The organism is Streptomyces sp. DT2A-34, assembly GCF_030499515.1.
Classification (GTDB): Bacteria; Actinomycetota; Actinomycetes; order Streptomycetales; family Streptomycetaceae; genus Streptomyces.
In genome coordinates this window covers 6,865,323-6,890,803 of sequence record NZ_JASTWJ010000001.1, presented here as the reverse complement: position 1 = coordinate 6,890,803, position 25,481 = coordinate 6,865,323, and the positions used below count along the sequence as shown (strand labels likewise).

Sequence of the window (25,481 nt, the reverse complement as noted above, 5' to 3'; positions counted from 1 at the left end):
GGAGTCCGGCCGTGATCACCGTCGTCAGGATCCTGGCCCGTCGTATCGCCCTGCTCGTGCCGCTGATGCTCGGCATCGTGCTGTTCGTGTTCCTGGTCATGCGGTTCTCGGACGTCGACCCGGCGTCCGCGTTCTTCCAGGGCGCCAACCCCACCGCCCAGCAGCTGCACGACTTCCGCGAGGAGAACGGCCTGCTCGATCCCCTCCCCGTCCGCTACGTCGCCTTCATCGCCGACCTGCTCCACGGCGACATGGGCACCAGCGCCCTGACCCGGGCGCCGGTCGTCGACCAGGTCATGACCGCGCTGCCGCTCACCCTCCAGCTCACCTTCCTGGGCCTCGGCATCGCGGTCGTACTGTCGCTGCTCGGCGGCGTGACGGCGGCCATCTACCGCGACCGCCTGCCCGACCAGATCATCCGGGTCGTGTCTCTGACGGGTGTGGCCGCGCCCGGCTTCTGGCTGGCGCTGCTGATGATCCAGTACCTCGCCGTCGACCTCGGCTGGTTCCCGACCGGCGGCTACATCAACCCGGCGGATTCCTTCACCGGCTGGCTGAAGACGATGACCCTCCCCGCCTTCGCGCTGTCGCTGCCGGTGGCGGCGCAGCTGACGCGGATCGTGCGCACGGCGGTGGTGGAGGAGCTGGACAAGGACTACGTCCGGACAGCGATCGGCAGCGGCCTGCCGCCGCGGGTGGTCGTCGGCCGAAACGTGCTCCGGAACGCGCTCATCAACCCGCTGACCGTCCTCGGCCTGCGCGTCGGATATCTCCTCGGCGGCGCGGTCGTCATCGAGACGATCTTCTCCCTCCCGGGGATGGGGAAGCTGATGATCGACGCGGTGAAGAACGGTGACCCGGCGGTGGTCCAGGGCGTCGTCCTCACCACGGCGACCGGCTTCGTCGTCGTCAACCTCGTCATCGACATCCTGTATCTGCTGGTCAACCCGCGCCTGCGGGAGGCGACGTGACGTTCAACCGCAAGCGCCTCGCCGAGGCACTGTCCCGGCCCGGTATCCGGCTGCGCGGCTGGCGCCGGTTGCCGTTGCTGTCGAAGGTCGCCGTCTGCTTCCTCGCGGTCGTGGTCCTGATGGCGCTGCTCGCCCCGGTCCTCGCACCCCACGACCCGCTCGACCAGCAGCCACCGATCGACGGCACCGGACACCCGTCCGCCGGCCACTGGATGGGCCAGGACAGCCTCGGCCGGGACATCCTCAGCCGGCTGATGTACGGCGCCCGCTGGTCGCTGGCGATCGGGCTCGGCGCGACCGGGCTCGCGCTCGTCGTCGGCGCCCTGATCGGGGCCGTCGCGGCGACCTCCCGCAAGGCGGTCGACGAGACGCTGATGCGCTGCCTGGACGTGGTGATGGCGTTCCCGGGCATCGCGCTGGCCGCCGTGCTCGTCGCGGTCTTCGGCGGCGGAATCACGGTCCTGATCTGCGCGATCGCGTTCCTGTTCACGCCGCCGGTGGCGAGGGTCGTCCGGGCGAACGTCCTCGACCAGTACGGCGAGGACTACGTGACGGCGGAACGGGTGATCGGGGCACGGACGCCCCACATCGTGCTGAGGCACGTGGCGATCAACTGTGCCGCCCCGGTGCTGGTGTTCTGCACGGTCCAGGTGGCGGAGGCGATCGTCTTCGAGGCGTCGCTGTCCTTCATCGGCGCGGGCGTGCGGCCGCCGGACCCGTCCTGGGGCAGTGTCATCGCGGACGGCAAGAACATGGTGCTGACCGGCGGCTGGTGGGCGACCGTCTTCCCCGGCCTGCTGATGCTGGTGACGGTGCTCTCGCTGAACATCCTCTCCGAGGGCGTGTCGGACGCGTGGGCGGCCCCGTCGGCGCGCGAGGTCGACGTACGGGACGACGACGACCGACTTGAGGCGCCGGAACCGGGCAGTGGCGAGGTGCTGCAACTGCCGGGGCTGACGGAGGCGGCGGCACGGCTGCGGTCACGGGCGCGGCCGCTGCCCCAGGGGCGGCAACCGGTACTGGCGGTGGAGAACCTGGCGATCGGCTTCGAGGGTCGTCATGCCGGCGTGGACATCGTCGACGGCATCAGCTTCGAGGTGCAGCCCGGTGAGGTGCTCGGGCTGGTCGGCGAGTCGGGCTGCGGCAAGTCGCTGACCGCCCTCGCGGTGATGGGCCTGGAGCCCAAGGGTGCCCGAGTCCGCGGCCATGTCCGTTTCAACCAGCGGCAGTTGCTGGGCGAACCGATGCGCGTACGGCGACGGCTCCTGGGCCACGAGATGGCGATGATCTACCAGGACGCCCTGTCGTCCCTGAACCCGGCGATGACGATCCGCGCCCAGCTCAGGCAGGTCGTACGCCGCGGAGGCCGCCGTAGCCCCCACGACCTGCTGGCGATGGTCGGCCTGGACCCGGACCGCACCCTGCGCAGCTACCCGCACGAACTCTCCGGCGGCCAGCGCCAGCGCGTCCTGATCGCCATGGCCCTGTCCCGCGACCCGAAGCTGATCGTCGCCGACGAGCCGACGACCGCGCTGGACGTCACCGTGCAGGCACAGGTCATAGAGCTGCTGCTGAGGCTGCGGGAGGAGCTGGGCTTCGCCCTGATCCTGGTCTCGCACGACCTCGCGCTGATCGCGGACGTCACCGACCGGGTCGTAGTGATGTACGGCGGCCAGATCGTGGAGACGGGCGTGACGGCCGACCTGGTGGAGGCACCGGCGCACCACTACACGCGGGGCCTGCTCGGGAGTGTGCTCTCGCTGGAGTCGGCGCAGGAGCGGATGACGCAGATCAAGGGCGTGGTGCCGTCCCCCGCGGACTTCCCGGCGGGCTGCCGTTTCGCGGACCGGTGCCCGCTCGCGAGCGAGGTGTGCCGGACGACGGCACCGGATCTGGTGGGGACGGCGACGCATACGGCGGCCTGCCATCACCCGGCGATCGTCCTGGCGCCGACGGATCGCTCAGAAAGCGGGGTCGTCCAGTGAGTCCGGTGAACGCTCTGGTGGAGGTGACGGACGCGCACGTCGTGCACAAGGCGCGCAGCGGCGGGCTGTTCACCCGGGACAAGGTGTACGCCCTGACCGGCGCCGACCTCGTCATCGCGCCCGGCGAGACGGTGGGCGTGGTCGGTGAGTCGGGGTGCGGCAAGTCGACGCTGGCGAAGGTGCTGGTGGGGGTGCAGCGGCCGACGTCGGGAACGGTGGCCTTGCGGGGCCGGGACCTGTGGGCGATGTCGCCGGCCGAGCGCAGGACAACGGTCGGCGCGGGCACGGGCATGATCTTCCAGGACCCGTCGACGGCGCTGAATCGACGGCTGACGGTCCGGCAGATCCTGCGGGACCCGCTGGACGTGCACGACCGGGGGACGAAGGCGGGGCGCGAGGAGCGGGTACGGGAGTTGATGTCCCTGGTGGGCCTCCCGCGCGCCCTCACCGACGCCCTGCCCGGCCAGCTGTCGGGCGGTCAGCGCCAACGCGTGGCGATCGCCCGGGCGTTGGCCCTGGACCCCGACCTGGTGGTGGCGGACGAGCCGACGAGCGCGCTGGACGTGTCGGTACGCGCCCAGATCCTCAACCTCCTCCTGGACCTGAAGGAGCGGCTGGGCCTGGCCCTGGTCTTCGTCTCGCACGACATCCAGACGGTACGGCGGATGAGTGACCGCGTGATCACGATGTACCTGGGCCGGATCGTCGAGGAGTCCCCGGCGGCCGATGTCACCGACGGCTCCCGGCACCCGTACACCCGCGCCCTCTTCTCCGCGACGCCCGGTCTGCTGGACCCCATCGACCCGATCCCGCTGGTCGGCCCGGTCCCGTCGGCGACGCGACCGCCGAGCGGGTGCCCCTTCCGGACCCGGTGCTGGAAGGCGGACGGGGTGTGCGGCGAGGTGATGCCGGACTTCTCGGCCGCGTCGAGCCCGGAGCACCGTTACAGGTGCCACCATCCGGTGGAGGAGGGCGAGGCCACCCGCGACCTCGTACGGCAAAGTCACCTTTCCAAGGAGCCTTGATGACCATCCCCACCCCGCTCACCGGTGTCGTCCCGCCCGTCTGCACGCCCCTGACACCGGACCGCGAGGTGGACGTCCCGTCACTGCTCAGGCTGGTCGACCACTTGGTGGAGGGCGGGGTGCACGGCCTGTTCGTGCTCGGTTCGACGTCGGAGGCGGCGTATCTGACGGACCGGCAGCGGCGGCTGGTGGTGGAAGCGGTGACCGGGCACGTGGGGGGCCGGCTGCCCGTGCTGGCGGGCGTGATCGACATGACGACGCCGAGGGTGTTGGACCACGTCCGGGAGGTCACGGAAGCGGGTGCGGACGCGGTGGTGGCGACGGCGCCCTTCTACGCCCGCACCCACCCCGCCGAGATCGCCCGCCACTACCGCCTGATCGCGGCGGCGTGCCCGGTCCCGGTCGTCGCCTACGACCTTCCTTCCGCCGTCCACACCAAACTCCCCGCCGACGTGATCCTGGGCCTCGCCGCCGAGGGCACGCTGGCCGGCCTGAAGGACTCCAGCGGCGACCTTGCCGGATTCCGCGAGGTCGTGGTCGGCGCCCGCACCCGCCCCGAGGTCACCGGCTTCAGCGTGCTGACCGGCTCGGAGCTCATCATCGACGCGGCCCTCGCGGTCGGGGCGGACGGGGCGGTGCCGGGGCTGGCCAACGTCGATCCTCACGGCTACGTCGAACTCGACCGTCTGTGCCGGGCCGGGGACTGGGAGCGGGCCCGGGTCGAGCAGGAACGCCTGTGCGGCCTCTTCGGCATGGTGACCGTCGGGGATCCGGGGCGGATGGGCGGGAGCTCGTCGGCACTGGGCGCGTTCAAGGCGGCGCTGCATCTGCGGGGGGTCATCGACTGCGCGGCGACGGCGGAGCCTCAGGTGCCGTTGTCGGCGGAGGAGGTGGAGCGGGTGGGGAAGTTTTTGGCGGGTGCCGGGTTGCTGTAGCGGGTTCTTCGCCCCCGCCAGGGGGCTCTGCCCCCTGGACCCCCGCTCCTCAAACGCCGGAGGGGCTGGATCTTTCAGCCCGTCCGGCGTTTGAGGACGAGGCCCGTTCAGGGCCGAAGCGGGGGTCTGGGGGCGGCAGCCCCCAGGGATGGGACGGGTAGGGGCGGCGGGGGCGAGGAACTAGGTCAGGTCAGCCACCGGCAGCCGCCGGAACTCGATCGTCTCGTACGGCCCCGTCTCCCCCGTCTCGTACAGGATCCCGACCGTCCCCCGCCCCAGCCGCACCAGATCCGAGTACGCCGCCCACCGCCGAGACAGCGTCAGCGCCTTCGTGAAGGTCGCGCCTCCGTCCCCACTGCGCCACACGGCCATCGACTGCCGGGCGGTCGGAACGGACGGGCCGGAGAACAGCAACGGGGCTCCCGAACCAGGGAGTTGGAGGACACTTCCCTCCACCACCGGAACGTCGTTCAGCGTCGCCTGGACGGTGTACGGACGCTCCAGGGTCTCCGCCCCGTCACTCGAGTGACTGTCGAGGCGGTTCCCCACGCTCGCACCGTGCTGGTCGCGCGAGTTGAAGTACACCCTGCCGTCGGGAAGTTCGGCGGCCGCGGACTCGTTGGCGTTGCTCACGCCGTCGTACGAGTCGTCCACGAACCCCATCCGCCAGCTGCGCCCACCGTCGTCGCTGTAGATGGCGTGGGCGCCGTAGTACTTCGGCTCCTGCCCGGTGTCGGCGGACCCGGGCGCAGGGGCCACCGAGTGGTTCGACGGCACCACCAGCCGCCCCGCGTGCGGACCCCGCCGGAGCGCGACCGCGTGGCCCGGCCCCGTCGCGTACCAGCGCCAGTTCGCCGGCTTCACCTGCGTCGTGATGTCGCGCGGGGTCGTGAAGTGGCGCCCGTCGTCCAGGCTCCGCTGGACGAACACCCGGCGGCTCTCCGCAGGCGTCGCCTCGCCCCGCATGATCTGCGCCTCCGTCACATCACCGCTGTTGTAGGAGGTGACCAGCACGATCGCCCCGGTGAGCGGGTCCACCACCGGCGCCGCGTTGCCCCGCGTGTCCCCCTCCCCGGCGGCGACCACCGTCACCGGCCCCCAGGTGCAGCCGCCGTCGCGGGAACGTCTGAGGACGACATCGATGTCACCGGTGTCGCCCGCCCCGTCGTGCCGGCCCTCGGCGAAGGCCAGCACCGTGCCCCGCGGGGTCGTGATCGTCGCCGGGATGCGGTAGGTGTCGTAGCCGCCCTCGCCCGAGACGTACGGGACGGAGGACGTGCAGCCGGTGTCCGCCGAGGCGTTGTCGGCCATGGTGAGAGGGGTGGTCAGAAGTACTGCGGTGACTAGGAAGGTACAACCGAGTGTGCGGCTCAGGATGGTCATCGAGTTCCCTCGAGTTCCCTTGACGGAGTGTCAGCATTGACCTGTCCGTCACAGACTTCCCGGAGCCACCATCCCCGACTCGTACGCCACGATGACCAACTGGGCCCGGTCCCGCGCCCCCAGCTTCCCCATGATGCGGCTGACGTGGGTCTTCGCCGTCAGCGGGCTCAGTCCCAACGCCCCCGCGATTTCCGTGTTGTTGAGCCCGCGCGCGACCAGCGTCAACACCTCACGCTCGCGTTCGGACAGGCATTCCGGCCCGCCTGCCGTGGGCGGGGAGGGGCTGCGCAGGAACCGCTCGATCAGCCGTGCCGTCGGCCCCGGCGACAGCAGGGACTCGCCCGCCGCCACCGTGCGGATGGCGTCGAGGAGTTCGGCCGGGCGGGTGTCCTTGACGAGGAATCCGGAGGCGCCGGCGCGGTGGGGGTCCCCCAGGCGTTCAGCGCTGGGGGAGCGTCCACGATGTTCTCGTCGGTGTCGTAGGTGGTGAGGACCAGGACCCGTACCCCGGCCAGGTCCTCGTCCGCCGCGATCGCGCGGGTCGCCTCGATGCCGTCGAGGTCGGGCACGACATCCAGCCCGGGCAGCGGCTCGTCGTCCACCTCGACCACGAACGAGGCGAAGTAGCGGCCGGACGGGTCCTTGACGATCGTCACGCTGGACGGTTCGCAGGGCAACTCGCGTGACCAGCGCACTTCAATGTCGCCGATCTTCGGAAGCCACAGCTTCCCGCCTCCGGTGATGGACCAGCGGGCGTTCGCGGTAAACCGGATCGCCTGCCGGGCGGTCTTCTTCTTCGCCTTCGGCGGGCTCATCCTCGAGCCCTTGCGGGTGCCCTTCTTCGAGGCGAAGAAATTGCTGTACGCGGCCTCCAAGTCCCGCAGGGACTGCTGGAGCACCACGGCGGACACCTCGCCCAGCCAGGCCCGCTCCGGGATCTTCTTGGTCTCGGTGATGACCCGCCTCGACAACTCCGCCGCCGTCGGGCGCGGCAAACCTTTGGCGTAGGCGTCACGGCGGAGGGACAGGGCGTCGTTCCACACGACGCGGGCGCACCCGAACGCCCTCGCCGGACTGCCCCGCTGAGAAGCGCTCGGGTACACGCGAACGTTGTACCGGAGCTTCATGCCGATCACCGTACGAGCAGGCACAGTCCGCCCCTGCACAAAGATCACATCCGGCCGGAACTGCACACTGCATGAGTCAATGCGTTCCAATCCATGCGATCACACGACGGTTCGAATCCTCACTGACGGTGGCTCGGTTCCACCTGCCGAGGAAGCGCCACGGTGCCTGCGCCGAGGCTCACGACGGCGTGCGCGCGGCCGCCGCCAGCAACCGCGTCACATCCTCCCCGCAGATGGTGAGCGCGGCCCCGACGGTCGTGAGGACGTCCCGTTCGGCGGGCGTGTAGGGGCCGTCGGCCAGGGCGATACGCGCCCCCTGGAGCAGGATCGATTCCCGCCCGGCCGGTGCGAGGTGCGGGGCCAGCGGGTCCAGCGCCTCGTGGAGCTCTATGCCCAGTCCGGCACCGCAGGGCTCGGAGAAGACCCGCCCGGTGTCGGCCGCCAGCGCCTCGACCAGGGCGCTCAGCTGTTCCTCCGTGCAGTCGTCGAAGCCGGCCGCGCGCACCGTGGCCGCCGCGGCCTCCAGGGACGGACGGGCGCAGGTGCCGCCCGCCGCCAGTACCGCGAGGGCGACGGTGTGGACGGCGTCACGGAGCATCGCGGAGAAGCGGGTGGTGGTCGGGTGGTCGAGGACGTCGGTGCCGAAGTGGCGGCGGCAGGCCGCGCACTCCACGACGGGGCCGGTCTCGCCGCGCGGCAGAACCGGCACGCCGAGGAAGGTGAACCGGCGATGCCCGCTCAGCCGCTGGTAGTTGCGGTCGCCCCCGCACCCCGGGCAGAAGAACTCGCCGTCCCCGACGGCCGACCATGCGGTGCGGGTGCCCAGGATGCGCGCAAGCCTGGCGGCACGGCCGTCTCGTCCCCGTCCTGGCAGCACGTCGCACCTCCGTAACGCCGCGGCAACATCGCCGCGCTTGCGTGATGTTAGCCACATCACGGACGCGGAGTCAGCACCCTGGACGAGACCTTTCCGTGACCTGCACAGCCCAATGGCTGGAAACAGACGGACCCCGCCCGCCAAGATACGGCGGACGGGGCATCTGAACACGGGGCACGACAACGCCCTAAAGGGGCGCGGGGCTGTGTCGATTTGCGGCTCCGCCGCGTGGGCGCGACCAGCCACGACGAAGCCGCAGCCGACCGACAACCCATCGCGGCACTTCCGTAGTCGATCGGCTCCCCCCGCGGAGCGAACCGTCAGCGAGCAGCCCGGTTGACCGCCGAGACGACCGCCTTCAGGGACGCACGCGTCGTGTTCGCATCGATACCGATCCCCCACAGAACCTTGCCGTCGATCGCACACTCGATGTACGACGCGGCCTGTGCGGACGCGCCCTCGCTCATCGTGTGCTCCTGGTAGTCCAGCAGCCGTACGTCGATGCCGATCGACTGCAGGGCATCGAAGAAGGCCGAGATCGGACCGTTGCCGGACCCGGTCAGGACGGTGTCCTGGCCATCCACCGTGGCCTCCACCTTCAGCGTGTCCACGCCGTCGGTGTCGGTGGTCGACTGGTTGTTCTTGACCTGGATACGACCCCAGGGGTTCTCCGGGTTCGGCAGGTACTCGTCCTGGAAGACCGCCCAGATGTCGCCGCCGGTGACCTCGCCGCCCTCGGCGTCCGTCTTGGCCTGGATGAGCTTGGAGAACTCGATCTGCATCCGGCGCGGCAGGTCCAGCTTGTGGTCGTTCTTCAGGACGTAGGCGATACCGCCCTTGCCGGACTGCGAGTTGACGCGAATGACCGCCTCGTACGACCGCCCGACGTCCTTCGGGTCGATCGGCAGGTAGGGCACGGCCCACTCGATGTCGTCGACCGTGACACCCTTCGCGGCCGCGTCGGCCTCCATGGCGTCGAAGCCCTTCTTGATGGCGTCCTGGTGGGAGCCGGAGAAGGACGTGTAGACCAGGTCGCCCACGTACGGGTGGCGCGGGTGGACCTCCATCTGGTTGCAGTACTCCCAGACGCGACGGATCTCGTCGATGTCGGAGAAGTCGATCTGCGGGTCGACGCCCTGGGAGAACAGGTTCATGCCCAGGGTGACCAGGTCGACGTTGCCGGTGCGCTCGCCCTGCCCGAACAGACAGCCCTCGACGCGGTCGGCGCCGGCCATCAGCGCCAGCTCGGCGGCGGCGACGGCCGTACCGCGGTCGTTGTGCGGGTGGACGGAGATGCAGACGTGCTCGCGGCGGGAGATGTTGCGGCTCATCCACTCGAACCGGTCCGCGTGCGTCGAGGGGGTCGAACGCTCCACCGTGGCGGGCAGGTTGAGGATGATCTCGCGGCCCGGACCCGGCTGGTAGACGTCCATCACCGCCTCGCAGACCTCCAGCGCGAAGTCCAGCTCGGTGTCGGTGAAGATCTCGGGGCTGTACTGGTAGCCGAACTCGGTCTCCGGGCCCAGCAGCTTCTCGGCGTACTCCGTCACCAGGCGGGTGCCGTCGACGGCGATCTGCTTGATGTCGTCCTTGGAGCCGCGGAAGACCACCCGGCGGAAGACGGGGGCCGTGGCGTTGTACAGGTGCACGGTCGCGCGCTTGGCGCCCTTCAGGGACTCCACCGTGCGCTCGATCAGGTCCTCGCGGGCCTGGGTCAGTACGGAGATGGTGACGTCGTCGGGGATCGCGCCCGGCTCTTCGATGATCGACCGCACGAAGTCGAAGTCCGTCTGTCCCGACGCCGGGAAGCCGACCTCGATCTCCTTGTAGCCCATCTTGACCAGCTGATCGAACATCCGGCGCTTGCGCTCGGGCGACATCGGGTCGATCAGGGCCTGGTTGCCGTCGCGCAGGTCGGTGGAGAGCCAGCGGGGGGCGACGGTGATCCGGTTGTCCGGCCAGGTGCGGTCGGGGATGTCGACCTGCTCGTAGCGGCCGTACTTGTGGATCGGCATGGAACTGGGCTGCTGGCGGTTCGCCATGTTTGCGGGGCTCCTCAGGATGTCCGGAAGGACGGCCGACGACGCAACGCGAAGCTCCGCGGGGAGGGAGTCGACCTGGACTACAGGCCCTCGCCGCGGCAGCTAAGAAGAAGCAGCCCGAAACGCATGATGCTCCGCATGCTAGCCGAGCCCCTTCGGATGCGGGGCGCCGTATCAGTATGCGGGACCCGAAGGACGAACAGGACAAAAAGTGCGCCATACCACTTCGTCACGGAGCGTGCGGCTCGCTGTCCGCATATTTCACCAATCATGGTTGCGGGTAGTGACACGCCGATGACCCAGTGCAAGGGTGCCGGGCATGACGACGAACGGGGGCTTCGAGCCCGTCTTCTGCACCGTCGTACCGCCACACGTCCTCGACAAGCTGGCACGGAACGACGACCCCGCACTCTCCGGTCCCGCCCGGCGGACCCTGATGCGCGACAGCGAGCTGCGCGGCAGGCGCCGCGTCACGACCGAGTTCGCCCTCGCGGCCGCCCCGACGGCGAAGGCACCGTCGGACCAGCCGCTGCGCACGATCTACGACGCCGAGCACGGCACCGCGCTGCCCGGCACCAAGGTCCGCGGCGAGGGCACCGACCCCGGCCAGGACGCCACGGTCAACCGCGCCTACGCCGGCCTCGGCGCCACCTTCGATCTCTTCCTCAAGGCCTACGCCCGCCACTCCATCGACGGCGACGGCCTGCCCCTGGACGCCACCGTCCACTACGACGAGAACTACAACAACGCCTTCTGGAACGGCGAGCAGATGGTGTTCGGCGACGGTGACGGCGAGATCTTCCTCGACTTCACCATCCCGATCGACGTCATCGGCCACGAGCTCACCCACGGCGTCACCCAGTACACGGCGAACCTCACGTACTACGGCCAGCCGGGCGCGCTGAACGAGTCCATGTCGGACGTCTTCGGCGCCCTCATCAAGCAGTACACACTCGGCCAGACCGCCGCCGAGGCCGACTGGCTGATCGGCGCGGGGCTGCTCGCGCCCAGCGTCTCCGGCAAGGCCCTGCGTTCCATGAAGGAGCCGGGCACCGCCTACGACGACGACGTGCTCGGCAAGGACCCGCAGCCCGCGACCATGGACGACTACGTCCGCACCGGCCGTGACAACGGCGGCGTCCACATCAACTCCGGCATCCCCAACCACGCCTTCTACCTGGCCGCCACCGCCCTCGGCGGCCACGCCTGGGAGAAGGCGGGACAGATCTGGTACGACGTCCTGACCGGCGGCGAGCTGTCGGACCGGGCCCTGTTCACCGACTTCGCGGGGCTCACCGTCAAGGCCGCGCGCGAGCGCTTCGGCGACGGCGGCGAGGAGCTCCAGGCCGTGGCGAAGGCATGGGAGCAGGTCGGGGTGCGGATCCTCTGAGTCCGTACTAGACAGGAACCCATGCGTATTCAGGTACGACGCACGGGCGGATTCGCGGGTATCGAGCGGCACGCCGAGGTGGACACCTCGGGGCGGCCCGACGCCCAGGAGTGGCAGGCCCTGGCCGAGCGCGCGGTCGCGGACGGCCGGGGCACGCCCCCGATCGGGGTTCCGGACGGCTTCAGCTACCAGATCACCGTCGACGGCAGAACGGTGTACTGCTCGGACCCCCGGCTCACGGACGAGCAGCGCAAGCTGATCAGCCGGGTGCTGAAGGAAGGGGCGTAAGGGAGGGGCGTAACTGGCAGTTCACGCCGGGGCGTTGACTTCCGTTACCGCCGGTAAGGATGATCCGGCGCATGGCGACGAACCCGATACCTCAGTTCCCGGCCGGCTTCCTGTGGGGTGTGTCCACTTCGGCCCATCAGATCGAAGGCGCTGCGGACGAGCGTGAACCGTCCGTCTGGGACGCCTTCACGGCCGAGCCGGGAAAGGTGAAGGACGGCTCCACGGCCGCGGTGGCCTGCGACCACTACCACCGCTACGGCGAGGACGTGGCGCTGCTCGCGGACCTGGGCGTGGGCGCGTACCGCTTCTCGATCTCGTGGCCGCGGGTGAACGCGCCGAAGGGCCTCGACTTCTACGACCGCCTGGTGGACGAGCTGTGCGCGGCGGGCGTACGGCCGGTGCCGACGCTGTTCCACTGGGATCTGCCGGTCGCGCTGGACTGGCTCGACCGGGACACGGCCGCCCGTTTCGCCGAGTACGTGTCCGTGGTCGCCGAGCGGCTGGGCGACCGCGTCAAGAAGTGGATCACCCTCAACGAGCCGGCCGAGCACACGTTGCTCGGCCACGCGCTCGGCACCCACGCACCGGGCAGGCAGCTCCTCTTCGACGCCCTCCCTGTCGCCCACCACCAGCTGCTGGCCCACGGTCTCGCCGTACGGGCCCTGCGCGCGGCCGGCGCCGCGGACATCGGGGTCGCCAACTCGCACGGGCCGACGTGGCCGGCGTCGCGGGAGCAGGCGGATGTGGAGGCGGCGGACTTCTACGACGTACTGCTGAACCGGCTGTTCGCGGATCCTCTGCTGCTGGGCGAATACCCGGCCGGACTCGGCGAGTTGATGCCGGGAGGCCCCGAAGGCATCGAGTCGGACCTGAAGGTCATCGCGGAGCCGCTGGACTTCTACGGCATCAACTACTACGCGCCGACCCGCGTGGGCGCCCCGCAGGGCACCGAGATCGAGTTCGGCGGGGTGACCATGCCCGCCGAACTGCCCTTCTCGGTGCGGGAGATCGAGGATGTGCCGACGACGGACTTCGGCTGGCCGGTGCTCCCCGAAGGCCTGACGGAGCTGCTCACCGGCTTCCGTGAGCGGTACGGCGACCGGCTGCCGCCCGTCGTCATCACCGAGAACGGCTGCAGTTACGAGGGCATCGACGACCAGGAGCGGATCGCCTACCTGGACGGCCACATCCGCGCGCTGCACCAGGCGGTGGAGGCGGGCGTGGACGTGCGCGGGTACTTCGTCTGGTCGCTGCTCGACAACTTCGAGTGGGCGGAGGGGTACGCGCGCCGGTTCGGGCTGGTGCATGTGGACTACGAGACGCTGACGCGGACTCCCAAGGCGTCGTACGGCTGGCTGCGGGACGTGCTCCGGGCACAGGGATGACGGTCGACGCCCTGGCCGAGCCCGTCGAACGGGTCGGCCGAGGCTGGACGGCGGCGCTGTCGCTGGCCAACGTGGCGATCTGGGTGGGCTGGTACGGCCCGCTGCAGATCCTGCTCGCCCAGCAGGCGGAGGACTTCGCGCCCGGCACCGGGATGTCGAAGGAGACCCTGCTGGCGTGGGTGACCGGCATGGGCGCGGTCGTGTCACTGCTGGCGAACCCGTTCTTCGGCGCGCTGTCGGACCGCACCACGGCCCGCTGGGGTCGCCGTACGCCGTGGATCGTGGCCGGCGCGGCGGGCGGCGCGCTGTCGCTGCTGCTGCTCGCCGGCGCGGACGGGCTGTGGACGATGGCGCTCGGCTGGTGCCTGGTCCAGCTGACCCTGAACGCGGCCTTCGCGGCGGTGACGGCCGCGGTGCCGGACCGGGTGCCGCGGCTTCAACGGGGCGTGGTGGGCGGCTGGTTGGGCGCGGCACAGATCCTCGGCGCGGTCGCCGGGACGGGGCTGGCGACGGCGGTGGGCGGGATCGGGGCGGGGTACGCGGCGTGCGCGGTGTTCGCGGTGGCGGGGGTGCTGCCGTACGTGCTGCGGTACCGGGATCTCAGGCTGGGGGCCGCGGACCGGCCGACATGGTCATGGCGCTCGTTCGCGACCGGCTTCTGGCTGAGCCCGCGCCGCTACCCCGACTTCGGCTGGGCCTGGCTGACCCGATTCCTGATCAACCTCAGCAACGCGCTGGTGATCCTCTACCTGCTGTACTACCTGCGGGACCGCCTGCATTACGCGGACCCCGAGCAGGGCGTGCTGATCCTGACCGCGGTGAACAGCGTGACCCTGCTGGCCACGGTCGTGGTGGGCGGCGCCTGGTCGGACCGAGTGGGCCGCCGCAAGCCGTTCGTCCACTGGTCCGGCGTACTGATGGCGGCGGCCACGGCCCTGCTGTCCGTCTGGCAGACCTGGCCGAGCGCGATCGTCGTGGCGGCACTGCTGGGCCTCGGCCTCGGGGTGTTCATGTCGGTCGACTTCGCCCTGATGACGGACGTACTGCCGAAGGCCCTGGACCGCGGCAAGGACCTCGGCGTCATCAACGTGGCGAACGCATTGCCCCAGGTGGCGGCCCCCGCCGTCGCCGCCCCGATCGTCACGCACCTGGGCGGATACCGGGTTCTGTACGTGGTGGCGGCGGTGGCGGGGCTGGCGGGGGCGGTGCTGGTGGGACGTATCAGAGGCGTGGACTAGAACGCCCCTGGGGGCGCGGGGCTGCATCGATTTGCGGCTCCGCCGCGTGGGCGCGACCAGCCCAAACGGACCCGCAGTCGCCCGACTACCCATCGCGGCACCTTCTTACAGCGCACAAGCATCCCGCGCCGCATACACCGACGGATACAACGGCCGATAACCCAGCTCCCGACGAATCCGCTCCGTGGAGGTGATGATGAGCCACGGGTCGGGATCGGTCCGGTCATACAGCTCAGCAGGGACCTCAACCCCGTTCAGCTGGTGCAGCTCGACCGCCGTCACAGGGGCGTCGTCGGCGATGTTGTAGATCCGGCCTGCAATCCCCGGCGCGTGCAGGATCCGCAACAGCCCCTGGGCGACGTCCGCGTGATGCCCCATCTGCAGTCGCTGCGTCGCCGCCCAGTTCCGGGCCCACATCAGGGACTGGGCGAGGTGCGGATCGCCCTCGCCGTAGACGAAGGGCAGCCGGGCGACACGTACATCGAGGCCGTCCATGCCGAGCAGCTCCCGCTCGGCCTCGGCCTTGGACTCGCCGTAGGCGCCCCACATCGCGCCCCCGGGCCGGGTCTCGTCGTCCTCGGTCAGCGGGCGCCCCCGACCGACGCCGTACACGATCCCTGTACTGACCTGCACAAACCTCTGCACGCCGGAGGCCAGCGCCGCACGGCCCAGCTCCACGGCCGCATCCCGGTTCACCGCCCAGGCCTCCTCGTCCGGAACCCCGCGGAAGGACGCCGCGACGTTGACGACCGCGTCGACCCCGGCGACGGCCTTGCCGAGCGTCTCGGTGTCCCGCAGATCTCCCACGACGACCTGGGCGCCGAGCTCGGCGAAGGGTTCGCCGCGCGAGGCGTCACGCACGAGAACCCGTACCTCCTCCCCCGGCCGCCGCTGCGCCAGCAGCCTCGGCACGAAGCGCCGGCCGACCTGCCCCGTCGTACCCGTCACCAACGTCAGCATGTTCTGCTCCTCTCGTCACCGACCACCCTCGGACGGAGCCGGTACGCGTGGGAGAGACCCGTTGATCAGGGGACCGGCAGTCCCTGGATAAGCCGGGCGCGCTGCCGCAGGCTGGAGAGGTGAACCGAGCCGAACTCGCCGACTTCCTGCGCCGTGGCCGTGCCCGGCTGACCCCGTCGGACGTGGGCCTGACCCCGGGCGCCCGGCGCCGCACGCCCGGCCTGCGCCGCGAGGAGGTGGCGCAGCTGGCGGGCATGTCCGTGGACTACTACACCCGCCTCGAACAGTCCCGGGGCCCGCGCCCGTCCCGCCAGATGCTGACGGCGCTGGCCCGCGCGCTGCGCCTGACCGACGTCGAGCAGGACCACCTGTTCCACCTGACCGGCGAGGAGCCCCCGTGCCGCGAGACGGCGTCGGCGCATGTCCGTCCCGGGCTGCTGCTGATCCTGGACCGGCTGCACGACACCCCGGCACAGGTGGTGAACGACTGCGGCGAGGTGCTGGCCCAGAACGCGATGGCCAAGGCGCTGGTCGGCGACGTGATGTCCCGCCCGCGGCGCGAGCGCAACCTGACCCGCCTGTTCTTCCTGGACCCGGCCGCGCGCACCCTCTTCCCTCCGGAGGACCTCGCGGGCCACGCGCGCGCCCACGTGGCCACCCTGCGCGCGGTGGCCGCGGCCCGCCCCGACGACCCGGAACCGGCCGGGCTGGTCGCCGAACTCCGGGCGTCGAGCGAGGAGTTCGCGCGCCTGTGGGACGAGCACGAGGTGTACCGGCGCAACCGGGCGACGAAACGCTTCGTGCACCCGCTGGTCGGCCTCCTGGAACTGGACTGCGAGGTCATGGTCAGCCACGAGCACCACCACCTGCTGGTCGTCCACACCGCCCGCCCGGGCACGGAGGCCTACGAGCGCCTGCGACTCCTGCGCGTGGTGGGCCTGCAGGACATGTCCCCCAGCCAGGCCTGACCGGACCGAGGCGGCACTGTCGGCATCCGGTAGCTGACCTTCCGGTAATTGAGGCTGGAATTAACCCTTGCCGACCCTCACCCCACGCGCATCAATGGGAACGGCAGTTCCGACGGTCCGTCAGATTCACCCCCCACGCGGCGTACCGCACCACGTTCGCCTGCGGCCGACGGCCTGCTCATGCACCTCCCGTCCATCCCCACACGGCAGTTCCCCACACGGGAAGGGAGCCCATCCCCATGAGACGCAAGCGCATCGGAGCAACGGCGCTGGTGACCGGAGTACTCGCCGTCACCGGCCTCGCCTTCGCACCCGCCGCCCTCGCCGTCGCCCCCGGCACCGCCACGATCACCGCCGACTGCGGCAGCTTCGGCGGTGGCGAGGCCACGCTCACGGCGACGCAGGACGGCACCGCCGCCACCATCACCGTCAACTCCTCCGCCATCACCGCGCCGATAGCGCTCGGCGAGGACTCGATCTCCTCGACGCTCACCCTGGTGAAGGCGAGCGGCGGCACCACCAGCTTCACCGGCACGGAGAACCCGGCGATGGCCGCCGGCGACCCCGTCCAGGTCGGCCCGCTCAGCGGCACCGTGGCCTCCGGCGACAGCCTCGAGGCCTTCGGCGGCTCGCTGCAGATGACCGTCTTCGGCATCACCATCACCTGCACGGCGACCGGGCCGCAGTCGCCGGGCCCGTTCGTGTTCGAGTGATGCTCTGACGGGCGCGGTCCCGGTGCCCGGCCGACGACGTCGGCTACAGCGCGTCGGGACCGCGCTCGCCCGTCCGTACGCGTACGACCGTCTCGACCGGCAGCGCCCACACCTTGCCGTCGCCGATCTTGCCGGTCTGCGCGGCCTTCACGATCGCGTCGATGACGTCGTCGGACTCCGCGTCGTCCACGACGACCTCGATCCGGACCTTGGGTACCAGGTCGACCTGGTACTCGGCGCCGCGGTACACCTCGGTGTGGCCGCGCTGCCGGCCGTAGCCGCTCGCCTCGGTGACGGTCAGACCGTGCACACCGATTTCCTGGAGGGCGGTCTTGACCTCGTCGAGCCGGTAGGGCTTGACGATCGCGGTGATGAGCTTCATGCCTGCTTCTTGACCTTCTGCGCGGCGGGGAGGGGGGAGGCGACGGACGCGGAGACCGGGGCGCCGTGCCCCAGGACCCCGTGATCGTAAGCGGTCTCGGCGTGCACCGTAAGGTCCAGGCCGGTTTGCTCCTGCTCCTCGCCCGCCCTGAAGCCCATGACCTTGTCGATGACCTTGCCGATGCCGTAGGTGACGAGGAAGGCGTACGCGGCCACGGCGACGACGGCCACCGCCTGCTTGCCGAGCTGCCCGAGCCCGCCGCCGTAGAGGAGGCCCTCGGTCCCGCCGGTCATCGTGGCCGTCGCGAAGACGCCGATCAGCAGGGTGCCGATGACGCCGCCGACGAGGTGGACGCCGACGACGTCCAGGGAGTCGTCGTAGTCGAACGTGAACTTCCAGCCGACGGCGTAGGAGCAGACGACACCGGCGGCGAGGCCGACGACGAGCGCGCCGAGCAGGGAGACCGAGCCGCAGGAGGGCGTGATGGCGACCAGACCCGCGACCGCGCCGGAGGCCGCGCCCAGCGTCGTCGGGTGACCGTCGCGCTTCTGCTCGACGAAGAGCCAGCCGAGCAGGCCGGTGCAGCCGGCGGCGAGAGTGTTGAGGAAGGCGGCGGCCGCGAGCCCGTCGGCACCGAGGGCGGAACCGGCGTTGAACCCGAACCAGCCGAACCACAGCAGACCGGCGCCGAGCACGACCATCGGCAGGTTGTGCGGGCGCATGGCGTCCTTCTTGAACCCGAGGCGCGGGCCGAGGAGCAGGCACAACGCCAGTCCGGAGGCGCCGAGGTGATCTCCACGGGGAGACCGCCGGCGAAGTCGAGGGCGCCGAGCCGCTCCAGGATCCAGCCGCCCGGGCCCCAGGTCCAGTGAGCGACGGGAACGTATACGAGCAGCGCCCACACGGGCACGAACACCCACCACGCCCCGAACTTCGCCCGGTCCGCGATCGCGCCGCTGATCAGGGCCGCCGTGATGATCGCGAAGGTGAGCTGGAAGGTGGCGAAGAGGAGGGTGGGGACGTTCCCCTGGACGCTGTCCGGTCCGAGGCCGGCCATACCGGCGTGGTCGAGACCGCCGATGAGACCGCCGATGAGACCGCCGAACGCGTCGTCCCCGAAGGCGAGGGAGTAACCGCAGGCCAGCCACACGACGGTGACGAGCGCGATCGACACGAAGCTCATCATCAGCATGTTGAGGACGCTCTTCGTGCGGACCATGCCGCCGTAGAAGAGGGCCAGGCCCGGGGTCATCAGCAGCACGAGGGCGGCGGCGACGAGCAGCCAGGCGGTGTCGCCGGTGTCTGCCTGCGCGGCGGCGAGGGTCACGGTCGTCTCCATCGAGGTGGGGGCTCGTCAGAGATTCACCGGCATGCGTTTCCGGACGCGCACGGATTGTTTCGGCGAGGTTTCATTGCGCCGGGGTTTCCGAAATCTCACCGGGCGGGAGGTGGAGCGCCCGTGGTGCGGCGGGCACTTGTGGATCAGGGAGAATGGGCCCCATGAGCGTTCGAACCCAGTCATCCGAGCAGCCGGCCGAGGCTACCCACCGCGCCGGCTTCGCCTGCTTCGTGGGCCGCCCCAACGCGGGCAAGTCCACTCTCACGAACGCTCTGGTCGGGCAGAAGGTGGCGATCACCGCCAACCAGCCGCAGACGACGCGGCACACGGTGCGGGGCATCGTCCACCGCCCCGACGCGCAGCTGATCCTTGTCGACACCCCTGGGCTGCACAAGCCGCGCACGCTGCTGGGCCAGCGGCTCAACGACGTCGTACGGACGACGTGGGCCGAGGTCGACGTGATCGGGTTCTGCCTTCCGGCGAACGAGAAGCTGGGCCCCGGTGACCGCTTCATCGCCAAGGAACTGGCGTCCATCAAGAAGACGCCGAAGATCGCGATCGTCACGAAGACCGACCTCGTGGACAGCAAGACGCTCGCCGAGCAGCTCATCGCGATCGACCAGCTCGGCAAGGAGCTCGGGTTCGAGTGGGCGGAGATCGTGCCGGTGTCGGCGGTCGGCGACCAGCAGGTGGACCTGCTGGCCGACCTGCTCGTTCCGCTGCTGCCGGAGGGTCCTGCCCTCTACCCCGAGGGCGACCTCACCGACGAGCCGGAGCAGGTGATGATCGCGGAGCTGATCCGCGAGGCCGCGCTGGAGGGGGTCCGTGACGAGTTGCCGCACTCCATCGCCGTCGTCGTCGAGGAGATGCTTCCCCGCGAGGACCGCCCCGCGGACAAGCCCCTCCTCGACATCCACGCCTTCGTCTACATCGAGCGTCCCAGCCAGAAGGGCATCATCATCGGCCCCAAGGGCAAGCGCCTGAAGGAGGTCGGCATCAAGTCCCGTCGGCAGATCGAGGCGCTGCTGGGGACGCCGGTGTTCCTGGACCTGCATGTGAAGGTGGCGAAGGACTGGCAGCGGGATCCGCGGCAGCTGCGCAAGCTGGGCTTCTAAGGGCAGTTTTTCGCCCCCGCCGCCCCTACCCGTCCCATCCTGAAGGGGCTCCGCCCCTTCGACCCCGGCCAGGGGGCTCTGCCCCCTGGACCCCCGCTCCTCAAACGCCGGAGGGGCTGGAATTACCCGTCCGGCGTCCGAGGACAAGGCCACGGGAGCCGCCGGCCCAGGCATTCCAGCCCGTCCGGCGTTTGAGGACAAGGCCCGTTCAGGGCCGAAGCGGGGGCCTGGGGGCGCAGCCCCCAGGGGACGGGAATGGGTAGGGGCGGCCGGGGCGAAGAACCGGACCCGGATCTCCCCGGCGAAAAGGCCTACGGCGTTGTCAGTCCCCCGGCGTACCCTGGAAATCGCCAGGCCGCCCAAGTGGCAGGCGAGTCGTATCGAGGAGGACGAGCAAGGCCTTCGAGCCGGCCCATGACTCAGACACCCACAGCTCACACACCCGCGCAGGGGCAGGCGAGAGCACAGTTCACCGTCCCCGCCCAGCACCCCATGGTGACCGTGCTGGGGTCCGGCGACTCCCTGCTGCGCGTGATCGAGAAGGCCTTCCCGGGGGCCGACATCCATGTCCGGGGCAATGAGATCAGCGCGGTCGGCGACGCCGCTGAAGTCGCTCTCATCCAGCGCCTGTTCGACGAGATGATGCTGGTGCTCCGCACCGGACAGCCGATGACGGAGGACGCAGTGGAACGCTCGATCGCCATGCTCAGAGCGAGTGAGAACGGCGAGGGGGACGGCCAGGAGACCCCGGCCGAGGTGCTCACCCAGAACATCCTCTCCTCGCGCGGCCGCACGATCCGCCCCAAGACCCTCAACCAGAAGCGGTACGTCGACGCGATCGACAAGCACACGATCGTCTTCGGCATCGGCCCCGCGGGCACCGGCAAGACCTACCTCGCCATGGCCAAGGCGGTGCAGGCCCTGCAGTCCAAGCAGGTCAACCGCATCATCCTGACCCGCCCCGCGGTGGAGGCCGGGGAGCGGCTCGGATTCCTCCCGGGCACGCTCTACGAGAAGATCGACCCCTACCTGCGCCCGCTGTACGACGCGCTGCACGACATGCTCGACCCGGATTCGATCCCCCGGCTCATGGCCGCCGGGACCATCGAGGTCGCGCCGCTCGCCTACATGCGTGGCCGCACGCTCAACGACGCCTTCATCATTCTCGACGAGGCCCAGAACACCAGCCCCGAGCAGATGAAGATGTTCCTCACCCGCCTCGGCTTCGACTCGAAGATAGTCATCACCGGTGACGTGACCCAGGTCGACCTCCCGGACGGCACCAAGTCCGGTCTGCGGCAGGTGCAGGACATCCTGGAGGGCGTCGAGGACGTCCACTTCTCCCGGCTCTCCTCCCACGATGTCGTCCGGCACAAGCTCGTCGGCCGTATCGTCGACGCGTACGAGTTGTACGACAGCAAGCACGGCACCCAGAACGGCTCGCACAAGGGCCGGGGCGGCAAGGCCGGGCACAAGGGGAAGTAGAGACACAGCACGACCATGTCGATCGACGTCAACAACGAGTCCGGAACCGAGGTCGACGAGCAGGCGATCCTCGACATCGCCCGCTATGCGCTCGCACGGATGCGCATCCACCCGCTCTCCGAGCTCTCGGTGATCGTCGTGGACGCCGACGCCATGGAGCAGCTCCACATCCAGTGGATGGACCTGCCGGGGCCGACGGATGTCATGTCCTTCCCGATGGACGAGCTGCGGCCGCCGTCCAAGGACGACGACGAGCCCCCGCAGGGGCTCCTCGGTGACATCGTGCTGTGCCCCGAAGTCGCCGCCAAGCAGGGGACGGAAGCGCCCACGCAGCACTCCATGGACGAGGAGCTCCAGCTGCTCACCGTCCATGGAGTGCTGCATCTGCTCGGGTACGACCACGAGGAGCCCGACGAGAAGGCCGAGATGTTCGGCCTGCAGGCCGCCATCGTGGACGGCTGGCGTTCGGAGAAGGGGATGACGGGGCCCTCCCCGGCCCCGACCGTGTCATGAGCCTCCCTCTCGTCTCCGGCGCGATCGCCCTCGTGGTCGTCGCCTGGCTCGCCGCCTGCGCGGAAGCGGGCCTGGCGCGGGTCTCCAGCTTCCGCGCCGAGGAGGCCGTACGCGGCGGCCGTCGCGGCAGCGAGAAGCTCGCGCTCGTCGCCGCCGACCCGACCCGCTATCTGAACGTGGCGCTGCTGGTCCGCGTGGCCTGCGAGATGGCCGCCGCCGCGCTCGTCACGTACGCCTGCCTCCAGGAGTTCGACAGCACCACCGAGGCGCTCCTGGTCGCGATAGCGGTCATGGTGCTGGTGTCGTACGTCGCCGTCGGGGTCTCCCCGCGCACCATCGGCCGCCAGCATCCGCTGAACACGGCGACGGCGGCGGCGTACGTGCTGCTGCCGCTCGCGCGGATCATGGGCCCGATCCCGTATCTGCTGATCCTCATCGGCAACGCCCTCACTCCCGGAAAGGGCTTCCGTCGCGGCCCGTTCGCCTCCGAGGCGGAGCTGCGGGCGCTGGTCGACCTCGCCGAGAAGGAGTCGCTGATCGAGGACGACGAGCGCCGCATGGTGCACTCGGTCTTCGAGCTGGGCGACACGCTGGTGCGGGAGGTGATGGTCCCGCGGACCGACCTGGTCGTCATCGAGCGTTACAAGACCATCCGCCAGGCCCTCACCCTCGCCCTGCGCTCCGGCTTCTCGCGCATCCCGGTCGTCGGGGAGAGCGAGGACGATGTGGTGGGGATCGTGTATCTGAAGGACCTGTCCCGCAAGACGCACATCAGCCGGGACGCGGAGAGCGAGCTGGTGTCCACGGCCATGCGGCCCGCCGCCTTCGTCCCGGACACCAAGAACGCCGGTGACCTGCTGCGCGAGATGCAGCAGGAGCGCAACCACGTCGCCGTCGTCATCGACGAGTACGGCGGGACCGCCGGCATCGTCACCATCGAGGACATCCTCGAGGAGATCGTCGGCGAGATCACCGACGAGTACGACCGTGAGCTGCCGCCGGTGGAGGAGCTGGGCGAGGACCGCTACCGGGTCACCGCCCGCCTGGACATCACCGACCTCGGCGAGCTGTACGGCCTCGACGAGTACGACGACGAGGACGTGGAGACGGTCGGCGGGCTGCTGGCGAAGGCGCTGGGCCGGGTGCCGATCGCCGGGGCGTCGTCCCTGGTCGAGCTGCCGGACAGCCGTGAGCTGCGGCTGACGGCGGAGGCGGCGGCCGGGCGCCGGAACAAGATCGTGACCGTGCTCGTGGAGCCGGTGGGCCCCGCCGGGCCCCTGGACGAGGAGACGAAGGCGGAGTGACCCCTCAGGAGCTGCGCGCTTTCTGTCTGTCCTTCAACGCGGCGGTGGAGGACTTCCCGTTCGCCCCGGAGATCTCGGTTTTCAAGGTCCAGGGCAAGGTGTTCGCCCTGAGCTGGATGGACGCCCGGCCCTTGAGAGTCAACCTCAAGTGCGACCCGGAGGACGCGGTCCGGCTCCGCGCCGAGCACCCCGGCCTGATCGCGCCCGGCTACCACATGAACAAGCGGCACTGGAACACGGTGACGGTCGACGGCGAGCTCCCGGACCGTGTCGTCCGGGAGCTCATCGAGGACTCGTACGACCTGGTCGTGGCCGGTCTGCCGAGAGCCGAGCGGCTCCGCCTCGACCGCCCCTGAGCCCGCTCGGAGTTCTCTCCTCCGGCGCGATCCCGCCACTGCGGTGGCGCCGATCCCGTCGAACGGCTCGACGGGTGGGGCGTCCCGCGCGACCGGCGTGGTGATCGGTCGCATGGGACGCCCCTCGGGCCCACCCCCGTCAGGCCCGCGTCCTCTTCCCGCCGCGGGACACCGCACCGAGTCCCACCGCCACCAGGGCGGCCGTGGCCAGCACGATCGCCGCGTTGAGGGCCATCACCGTGCGGGTGCCGGACAGCAGGTCGTCGGAGGTCGTCGCGAGGACGCCCAGCAGGGGGATGCCGATGGTGATGCCGATCTGCTGGGTCGAGGTGACCAGGCCGGTGGCCAGGCCCTGTTCCTCGTCGGGGACGCCGGAGGTGACCGTCAGGCCGTAGGAGATGATCGCGCCCAGGTGGAACATGCTCGCCAGCGAGACGGCGGCCGTGGCGAGCCAGACGGACCAGGTGTGGGCGTTCAGGAACAGCAGGGCGGAGATGAAGGCGCCCTGACCGGTGAGCGAGACGACCAGGGTGCGGCGCGCGCCGAGGCGGCTGATGAACCTCGGGGTGAGCGAGCCCGCGATCACCGAGACGACACCCTGGACGCCGAAGACCAGGCCCGTCTCCCAGGCCGACAGATGCAGGATCTCCTGCAGGTACAGGGTGAGGACGAAGACGACGGTCGACATCATCGAGAAGGTGACCAGGCCGCCCAGGTTGCCCCAGGCCACCGTGCGGCGGCGCAGCATGGGCAGCGAGACAAGGGGTGCGGACGTGCGGGACTCGACGACCGCGAAGGCCGTGAGGAGCGCGAGGCCCACGATGAGCGTCGTGATGACGTCGGTGCGGCCGAAGCCGTGGTCGGCAGCCGTGGTCAGGGCGTAGATCAGGGAGAGCAGACCCCCGGTTACGGTGATCGCGCCGGGCACGTCCAGGTGGGGGCGCTCCGGAGTGCGGGACTCGGGCAGCAGGCCGGGTGCCAGCGGCAGCACGACCAGCGCGAAGACGGCGAGCAGGCCCATCGTGGAGCGCCAGCCGAGCGCGTCGGTGAGGACGCCGCCCGCGACGACGCCGATGGTGAACCCGAGGGACATGAGCGTCCCGGAGATGCCGAGGGCGCGTTCCCGGGCGGGGCCCTCGGGGAACGTGGTGGTGAGCAGGGACATGCCCGTCGGGACGATGACCGCCGCGCCGAGGCCTTGGAGGGCGCGTCCCGCGAGGAAGGACGCCGGGTCCCAGGCGAACGTCGCGAGTACCGAGGCCGCGGCGAACAGGGCGAGGCCGGTGAGGAACAGCTTGCGGCGGCCGTAGAGGTCGCCGATACGGCCGAACAGGAGCAGGAATCCGCCGGACGGCAGCGCGAACGCCGTGACCGCCCACTGCAGTGCCGACTGGCTCATGCCGAGGTCGGCGCCGAGGACGGGGAGGGCGACGTTCAGGACGGAGAAGTCGAGCGCGACCATGAACTGGGCGGCGCACAGGACGAACAGGACGAGTTTGTCGCGCGTCGACAACCGGGGATTGTCGAGCGAGGGGGGCGTTGTGGGAGTGGTGGTGTCGATCGCCATGGGCAAGAGACTGCTCCCGCCGGAATAGCCGTGGGGAGCGGGAAGTTGTCCTGGTGGTGGCACCACCAGCCAACAGGACGAGGGGGATTCGTACGTGTCCGAGGGCACGCTGAAGAGCAGGCGGCGGCACGAG

General features: G+C 70.3%; 21 protein-coding genes and 3 pseudogenes. 15 read left to right on the top strand and 9 right to left on the bottom strand.

Features of this window, described 5'->3' with window-relative positions:
* Positions 1–11 precede the first annotated feature (11 nt).
* The 4 genes from QQM39_RS30945 to QQM39_RS30930 are packed head-to-tail and all read left to right on the top strand — an operon-like array spanning position 12 to position 4,916.
* Positions 12–971: an ABC transporter permease gene (locus QQM39_RS30945; RefSeq protein ID WP_302000827.1), complete on the top strand. Its 960-nt coding sequence runs from the start codon at positions 12–14 to the stop codon at positions 969–971.
* Entirely contained in the window at positions 968–2,956 is a 1,989-nt protein-coding gene (locus tag QQM39_RS30940) for a dipeptide/oligopeptide/nickel ABC transporter permease/ATP-binding protein (RefSeq protein WP_302000826.1), read from the top strand. The genes QQM39_RS30945 and QQM39_RS30940 overlap by 4 nt, the downstream gene beginning before the upstream one ends.
* Before the next feature lie 5 nt (positions 2,957–2,961).
* Positions 2,962–3,981, top strand: coding sequence for an ABC transporter ATP-binding protein (locus tag QQM39_RS30935; RefSeq protein WP_302000825.1), 1,020 nt, complete (start codon positions 2,962–2,964; stop codon positions 3,979–3,981).
* The gene (locus tag QQM39_RS30930; protein ID WP_302000824.1) at positions 3,981–4,916 is read left to right on the top strand and encodes a dihydrodipicolinate synthase family protein; all 936 of its coding nucleotides are present in this window, start codon (positions 3,981–3,983) and stop codon (positions 4,914–4,916) included. Before QQM39_RS30935 ends, QQM39_RS30930 begins: the two co-directional genes overlap by 1 nt.
* 180 nt (positions 4,917–5,096) lie before the next feature.
* Here the strand turns inward: QQM39_RS30930 and QQM39_RS30925 are convergent, their stop codons facing one another.
* From QQM39_RS30925 to leuA, 5 genes and pseudogenes are all read right to left on the bottom strand, one after another.
* Positions 5,097–6,299, bottom strand: coding sequence for an exo-alpha-sialidase (locus QQM39_RS30925; protein WP_302000823.1), 1,203 nt, complete (start codon positions 6,297–6,299; stop codon positions 5,097–5,099).
* Positions 6,300–6,347: 48 nt separating this feature from the next.
* Positions 6,348–6,877, bottom strand: a pseudogene (locus QQM39_RS30920) (LuxR C-terminal-related transcriptional regulator); the annotation flags it as partial.
* A gap of 18 nt (positions 6,878–6,895) precedes the next feature.
* Positions 6,896–7,426 (bottom strand): annotated as a pseudogene (locus QQM39_RS30915) (RNA-guided endonuclease InsQ/TnpB family protein); the annotation flags it as partial.
* Between the two features lie 178 nt (positions 7,427–7,604).
* Entirely contained in the window at positions 7,605–8,303 is a 699-nt protein-coding gene (locus QQM39_RS30910) for a TerB family tellurite resistance protein (protein ID WP_302000821.1), read from the bottom strand.
* A 320-nt stretch (positions 8,304–8,623) separates the two neighbouring features.
* Positions 8,624–10,345, bottom strand: a complete 1,722-nt coding sequence (gene leuA, locus QQM39_RS30905) for a 2-isopropylmalate synthase (protein ID WP_302000820.1) — start codon at positions 10,343–10,345, stop codon at positions 8,624–8,626.
* A gap of 319 nt (positions 10,346–10,664) precedes the next feature.
* On the opposite strand from leuA, the gene QQM39_RS30900 reads away from it, so the two are divergent.
* The 4 genes from QQM39_RS30900 (at position 10,665) to QQM39_RS30885 (ending at position 14,646) form a co-directional block, all read left to right on the top strand.
* Positions 10,665–11,735 carry a M4 family metallopeptidase gene (locus QQM39_RS30900; protein ID WP_302000819.1) on the top strand — a complete coding sequence of 357 codons (1,071 nt, stop codon included), beginning with the start codon at positions 10,665–10,667 and terminating at the stop codon, positions 11,733–11,735.
* Positions 11,736–11,756: 21 nt separating this feature from the next.
* Positions 11,757–12,023: a protealysin inhibitor emfourin gene (locus QQM39_RS30895; protein ID WP_302000818.1), complete on the top strand. Its 267-nt coding sequence runs from the start codon at positions 11,757–11,759 to the stop codon at positions 12,021–12,023.
* Between the two features lie 71 nt (positions 12,024–12,094).
* The gene (locus QQM39_RS30890) at positions 12,095–13,408 is read left to right on the top strand and encodes a GH1 family beta-glucosidase (protein ID WP_302000817.1); all 1,314 of its coding nucleotides are present in this window, start codon (positions 12,095–12,097) and stop codon (positions 13,406–13,408) included.
* Positions 13,405–14,646 (top strand): MFS transporter, encoded by a 1,242-nt coding sequence (locus tag QQM39_RS30885; protein ID WP_302000816.1) that lies wholly within the window; start codon positions 13,405–13,407, stop codon positions 14,644–14,646. The genes QQM39_RS30890 and QQM39_RS30885 overlap by 4 nt, the downstream gene beginning before the upstream one ends.
* A 105-nt stretch (positions 14,647–14,751) precedes the next feature.
* Here the strand turns inward: QQM39_RS30885 and QQM39_RS30880 are convergent, their stop codons facing one another.
* Complete coding sequence (locus QQM39_RS30880; protein ID WP_302000815.1) at positions 14,752–15,606, bottom strand: NAD(P)-dependent oxidoreductase; 855 nt, start codon at positions 15,604–15,606, stop codon at positions 14,752–14,754.
* A 119-nt stretch (positions 15,607–15,725) separates the two neighbouring features.
* Between QQM39_RS30880 and QQM39_RS30875 the strand changes: the two genes are divergently transcribed.
* Together QQM39_RS30875 and QQM39_RS30870 are read left to right on the top strand one after the other, a co-directional pair.
* Complete coding sequence (locus QQM39_RS30875) at positions 15,726–16,574, top strand: helix-turn-helix transcriptional regulator (protein WP_302000814.1); 849 nt, start codon at positions 15,726–15,728, stop codon at positions 16,572–16,574.
* A gap of 239 nt (positions 16,575–16,813) precedes the next feature.
* A complete protein-coding gene (locus tag QQM39_RS30870) occupies positions 16,814–17,287 on the top strand; it encodes a hypothetical protein (protein ID WP_302000813.1) in 474 nt (157 codons plus the stop codon).
* Between the two features lie 43 nt (positions 17,288–17,330).
* Here QQM39_RS30870 and QQM39_RS30865 read toward each other — a convergent pair whose 3' ends face one another.
* Positions 17,331–17,669, bottom strand: coding sequence for a P-II family nitrogen regulator (locus QQM39_RS30865; RefSeq protein WP_302000812.1), 339 nt, complete (start codon positions 17,667–17,669; stop codon positions 17,331–17,333).
* A pseudogene (locus QQM39_RS30860) lies at positions 17,666–19,008 on the bottom strand (ammonium transporter). The gene QQM39_RS30865 and the pseudogene QQM39_RS30860 overlap by 4 nt, the downstream one beginning before the upstream one ends.
* Before the next feature lie 152 nt (positions 19,009–19,160).
* Between QQM39_RS30860 and era the strand changes: the two are divergent.
* The 5 genes from era (at position 19,161) to QQM39_RS30835 (ending at position 23,781) form a co-directional block, all read left to right on the top strand.
* Positions 19,161–20,123 carry a GTPase Era gene (gene era / locus QQM39_RS30855; protein ID WP_302000811.1) on the top strand — a complete coding sequence of 321 codons (963 nt, stop codon included), beginning with the start codon at positions 19,161–19,163 and terminating at the stop codon, positions 20,121–20,123.
* 414 nt (positions 20,124–20,537) lie between these two features.
* Complete coding sequence (locus QQM39_RS30850; protein WP_302000810.1) at positions 20,538–21,608, top strand: PhoH family protein; 1,071 nt, start codon at positions 20,538–20,540, stop codon at positions 21,606–21,608.
* Positions 21,609–21,623: 15 nt separating this feature from the next.
* On the top strand, positions 21,624–22,121 hold the full coding sequence (gene ybeY / locus QQM39_RS30845) for an rRNA maturation RNase YbeY (protein WP_302000809.1): 498 nt from the start codon (positions 21,624–21,626) through the stop codon (positions 22,119–22,121).
* Positions 22,118–23,425 (top strand): hemolysin family protein, encoded by a 1,308-nt coding sequence (locus QQM39_RS30840; RefSeq protein ID WP_302000808.1) that lies wholly within the window; start codon positions 22,118–22,120, stop codon positions 23,423–23,425. Before ybeY ends, QQM39_RS30840 begins: the two co-directional genes overlap by 4 nt.
* Entirely contained in the window at positions 23,422–23,781 is a 360-nt protein-coding gene (locus QQM39_RS30835) for an MmcQ/YjbR family DNA-binding protein (protein ID WP_302000807.1), read from the top strand. Before QQM39_RS30840 ends, QQM39_RS30835 begins: the two co-directional genes overlap by 4 nt.
* A 139-nt stretch (positions 23,782–23,920) precedes the next feature.
* Here QQM39_RS30835 and QQM39_RS30830 read toward each other — a convergent pair whose 3' ends face one another.
* Positions 23,921–25,348, bottom strand: coding sequence for an MFS transporter (locus tag QQM39_RS30830; protein WP_302000806.1), 1,428 nt, complete (start codon positions 25,346–25,348; stop codon positions 23,921–23,923).
* Positions 25,349–25,481 lie beyond the last annotated feature (133 nt).

Excerpts from the sequence above, each read along its gene's own strand:
- QQM39_RS30885 (WP_302000816.1), top strand. The coding sequence starts at position 13,405 with ATGACGGTCGACGCCCTGGCCGAGCCCGTCGAACGGGTCGGCCGAGGC.
- QQM39_RS30870 (WP_302000813.1), top strand. The coding sequence starts at position 16,814 with ATGAGACGCAAGCGCATCGGAGCAACGGCGCTGGTGACCGGAGTACTC.
- QQM39_RS30930 (WP_302000824.1), top strand. The coding sequence starts at position 3,981 with ATGACCATCCCCACCCCGCTCACCGGTGTCGTCCCGCCCGTCTGCACG.
- QQM39_RS30925 (WP_302000823.1), bottom strand. The coding sequence starts at position 6,299 with ATGACCATCCTGAGCCGCACACTCGGTTGTACCTTCCTAGTCACCGCA.
- QQM39_RS30830 (WP_302000806.1), bottom strand. The coding sequence starts at position 25,348 with ATGGCGATCGACACCACCACTCCCACAACGCCCCCCTCGCTCGACAAT.
- leuA (WP_302000820.1), bottom strand. The coding sequence starts at position 10,345 with ATGGCGAACCGCCAGCAGCCCAGTTCCATGCCGATCCACAAGTACGGC.
- ybeY (WP_302000809.1), top strand. The coding sequence starts at position 21,624 with ATGTCGATCGACGTCAACAACGAGTCCGGAACCGAGGTCGACGAGCAG.
- QQM39_RS30890 (WP_302000817.1), top strand. The coding sequence starts at position 12,095 with ATGGCGACGAACCCGATACCTCAGTTCCCGGCCGGCTTCCTGTGGGGT.
- era (WP_302000811.1), top strand. The coding sequence starts at position 19,161 with ATGGGCCCCATGAGCGTTCGAACCCAGTCATCCGAGCAGCCGGCCGAG.
- QQM39_RS30840 (WP_302000808.1), top strand. The coding sequence starts at position 22,118 with ATGAGCCTCCCTCTCGTCTCCGGCGCGATCGCCCTCGTGGTCGTCGCC.
- QQM39_RS30880 (WP_302000815.1), bottom strand. The coding sequence starts at position 15,606 with ATGCTGACGTTGGTGACGGGTACGACGGGGCAGGTCGGCCGGCGCTTC.
- QQM39_RS30895 (WP_302000818.1), top strand. The coding sequence starts at position 11,757 with ATGCGTATTCAGGTACGACGCACGGGCGGATTCGCGGGTATCGAGCGG.
- QQM39_RS30865 (WP_302000812.1), bottom strand. The coding sequence starts at position 17,669 with ATGAAGCTCATCACCGCGATCGTCAAGCCCTACCGGCTCGACGAGGTC.
- QQM39_RS30850 (WP_302000810.1), top strand. The coding sequence starts at position 20,538 with ATGACTCAGACACCCACAGCTCACACACCCGCGCAGGGGCAGGCGAGA.
- QQM39_RS30900 (WP_302000819.1), top strand. The coding sequence starts at position 10,665 with ATGACGACGAACGGGGGCTTCGAGCCCGTCTTCTGCACCGTCGTACCG.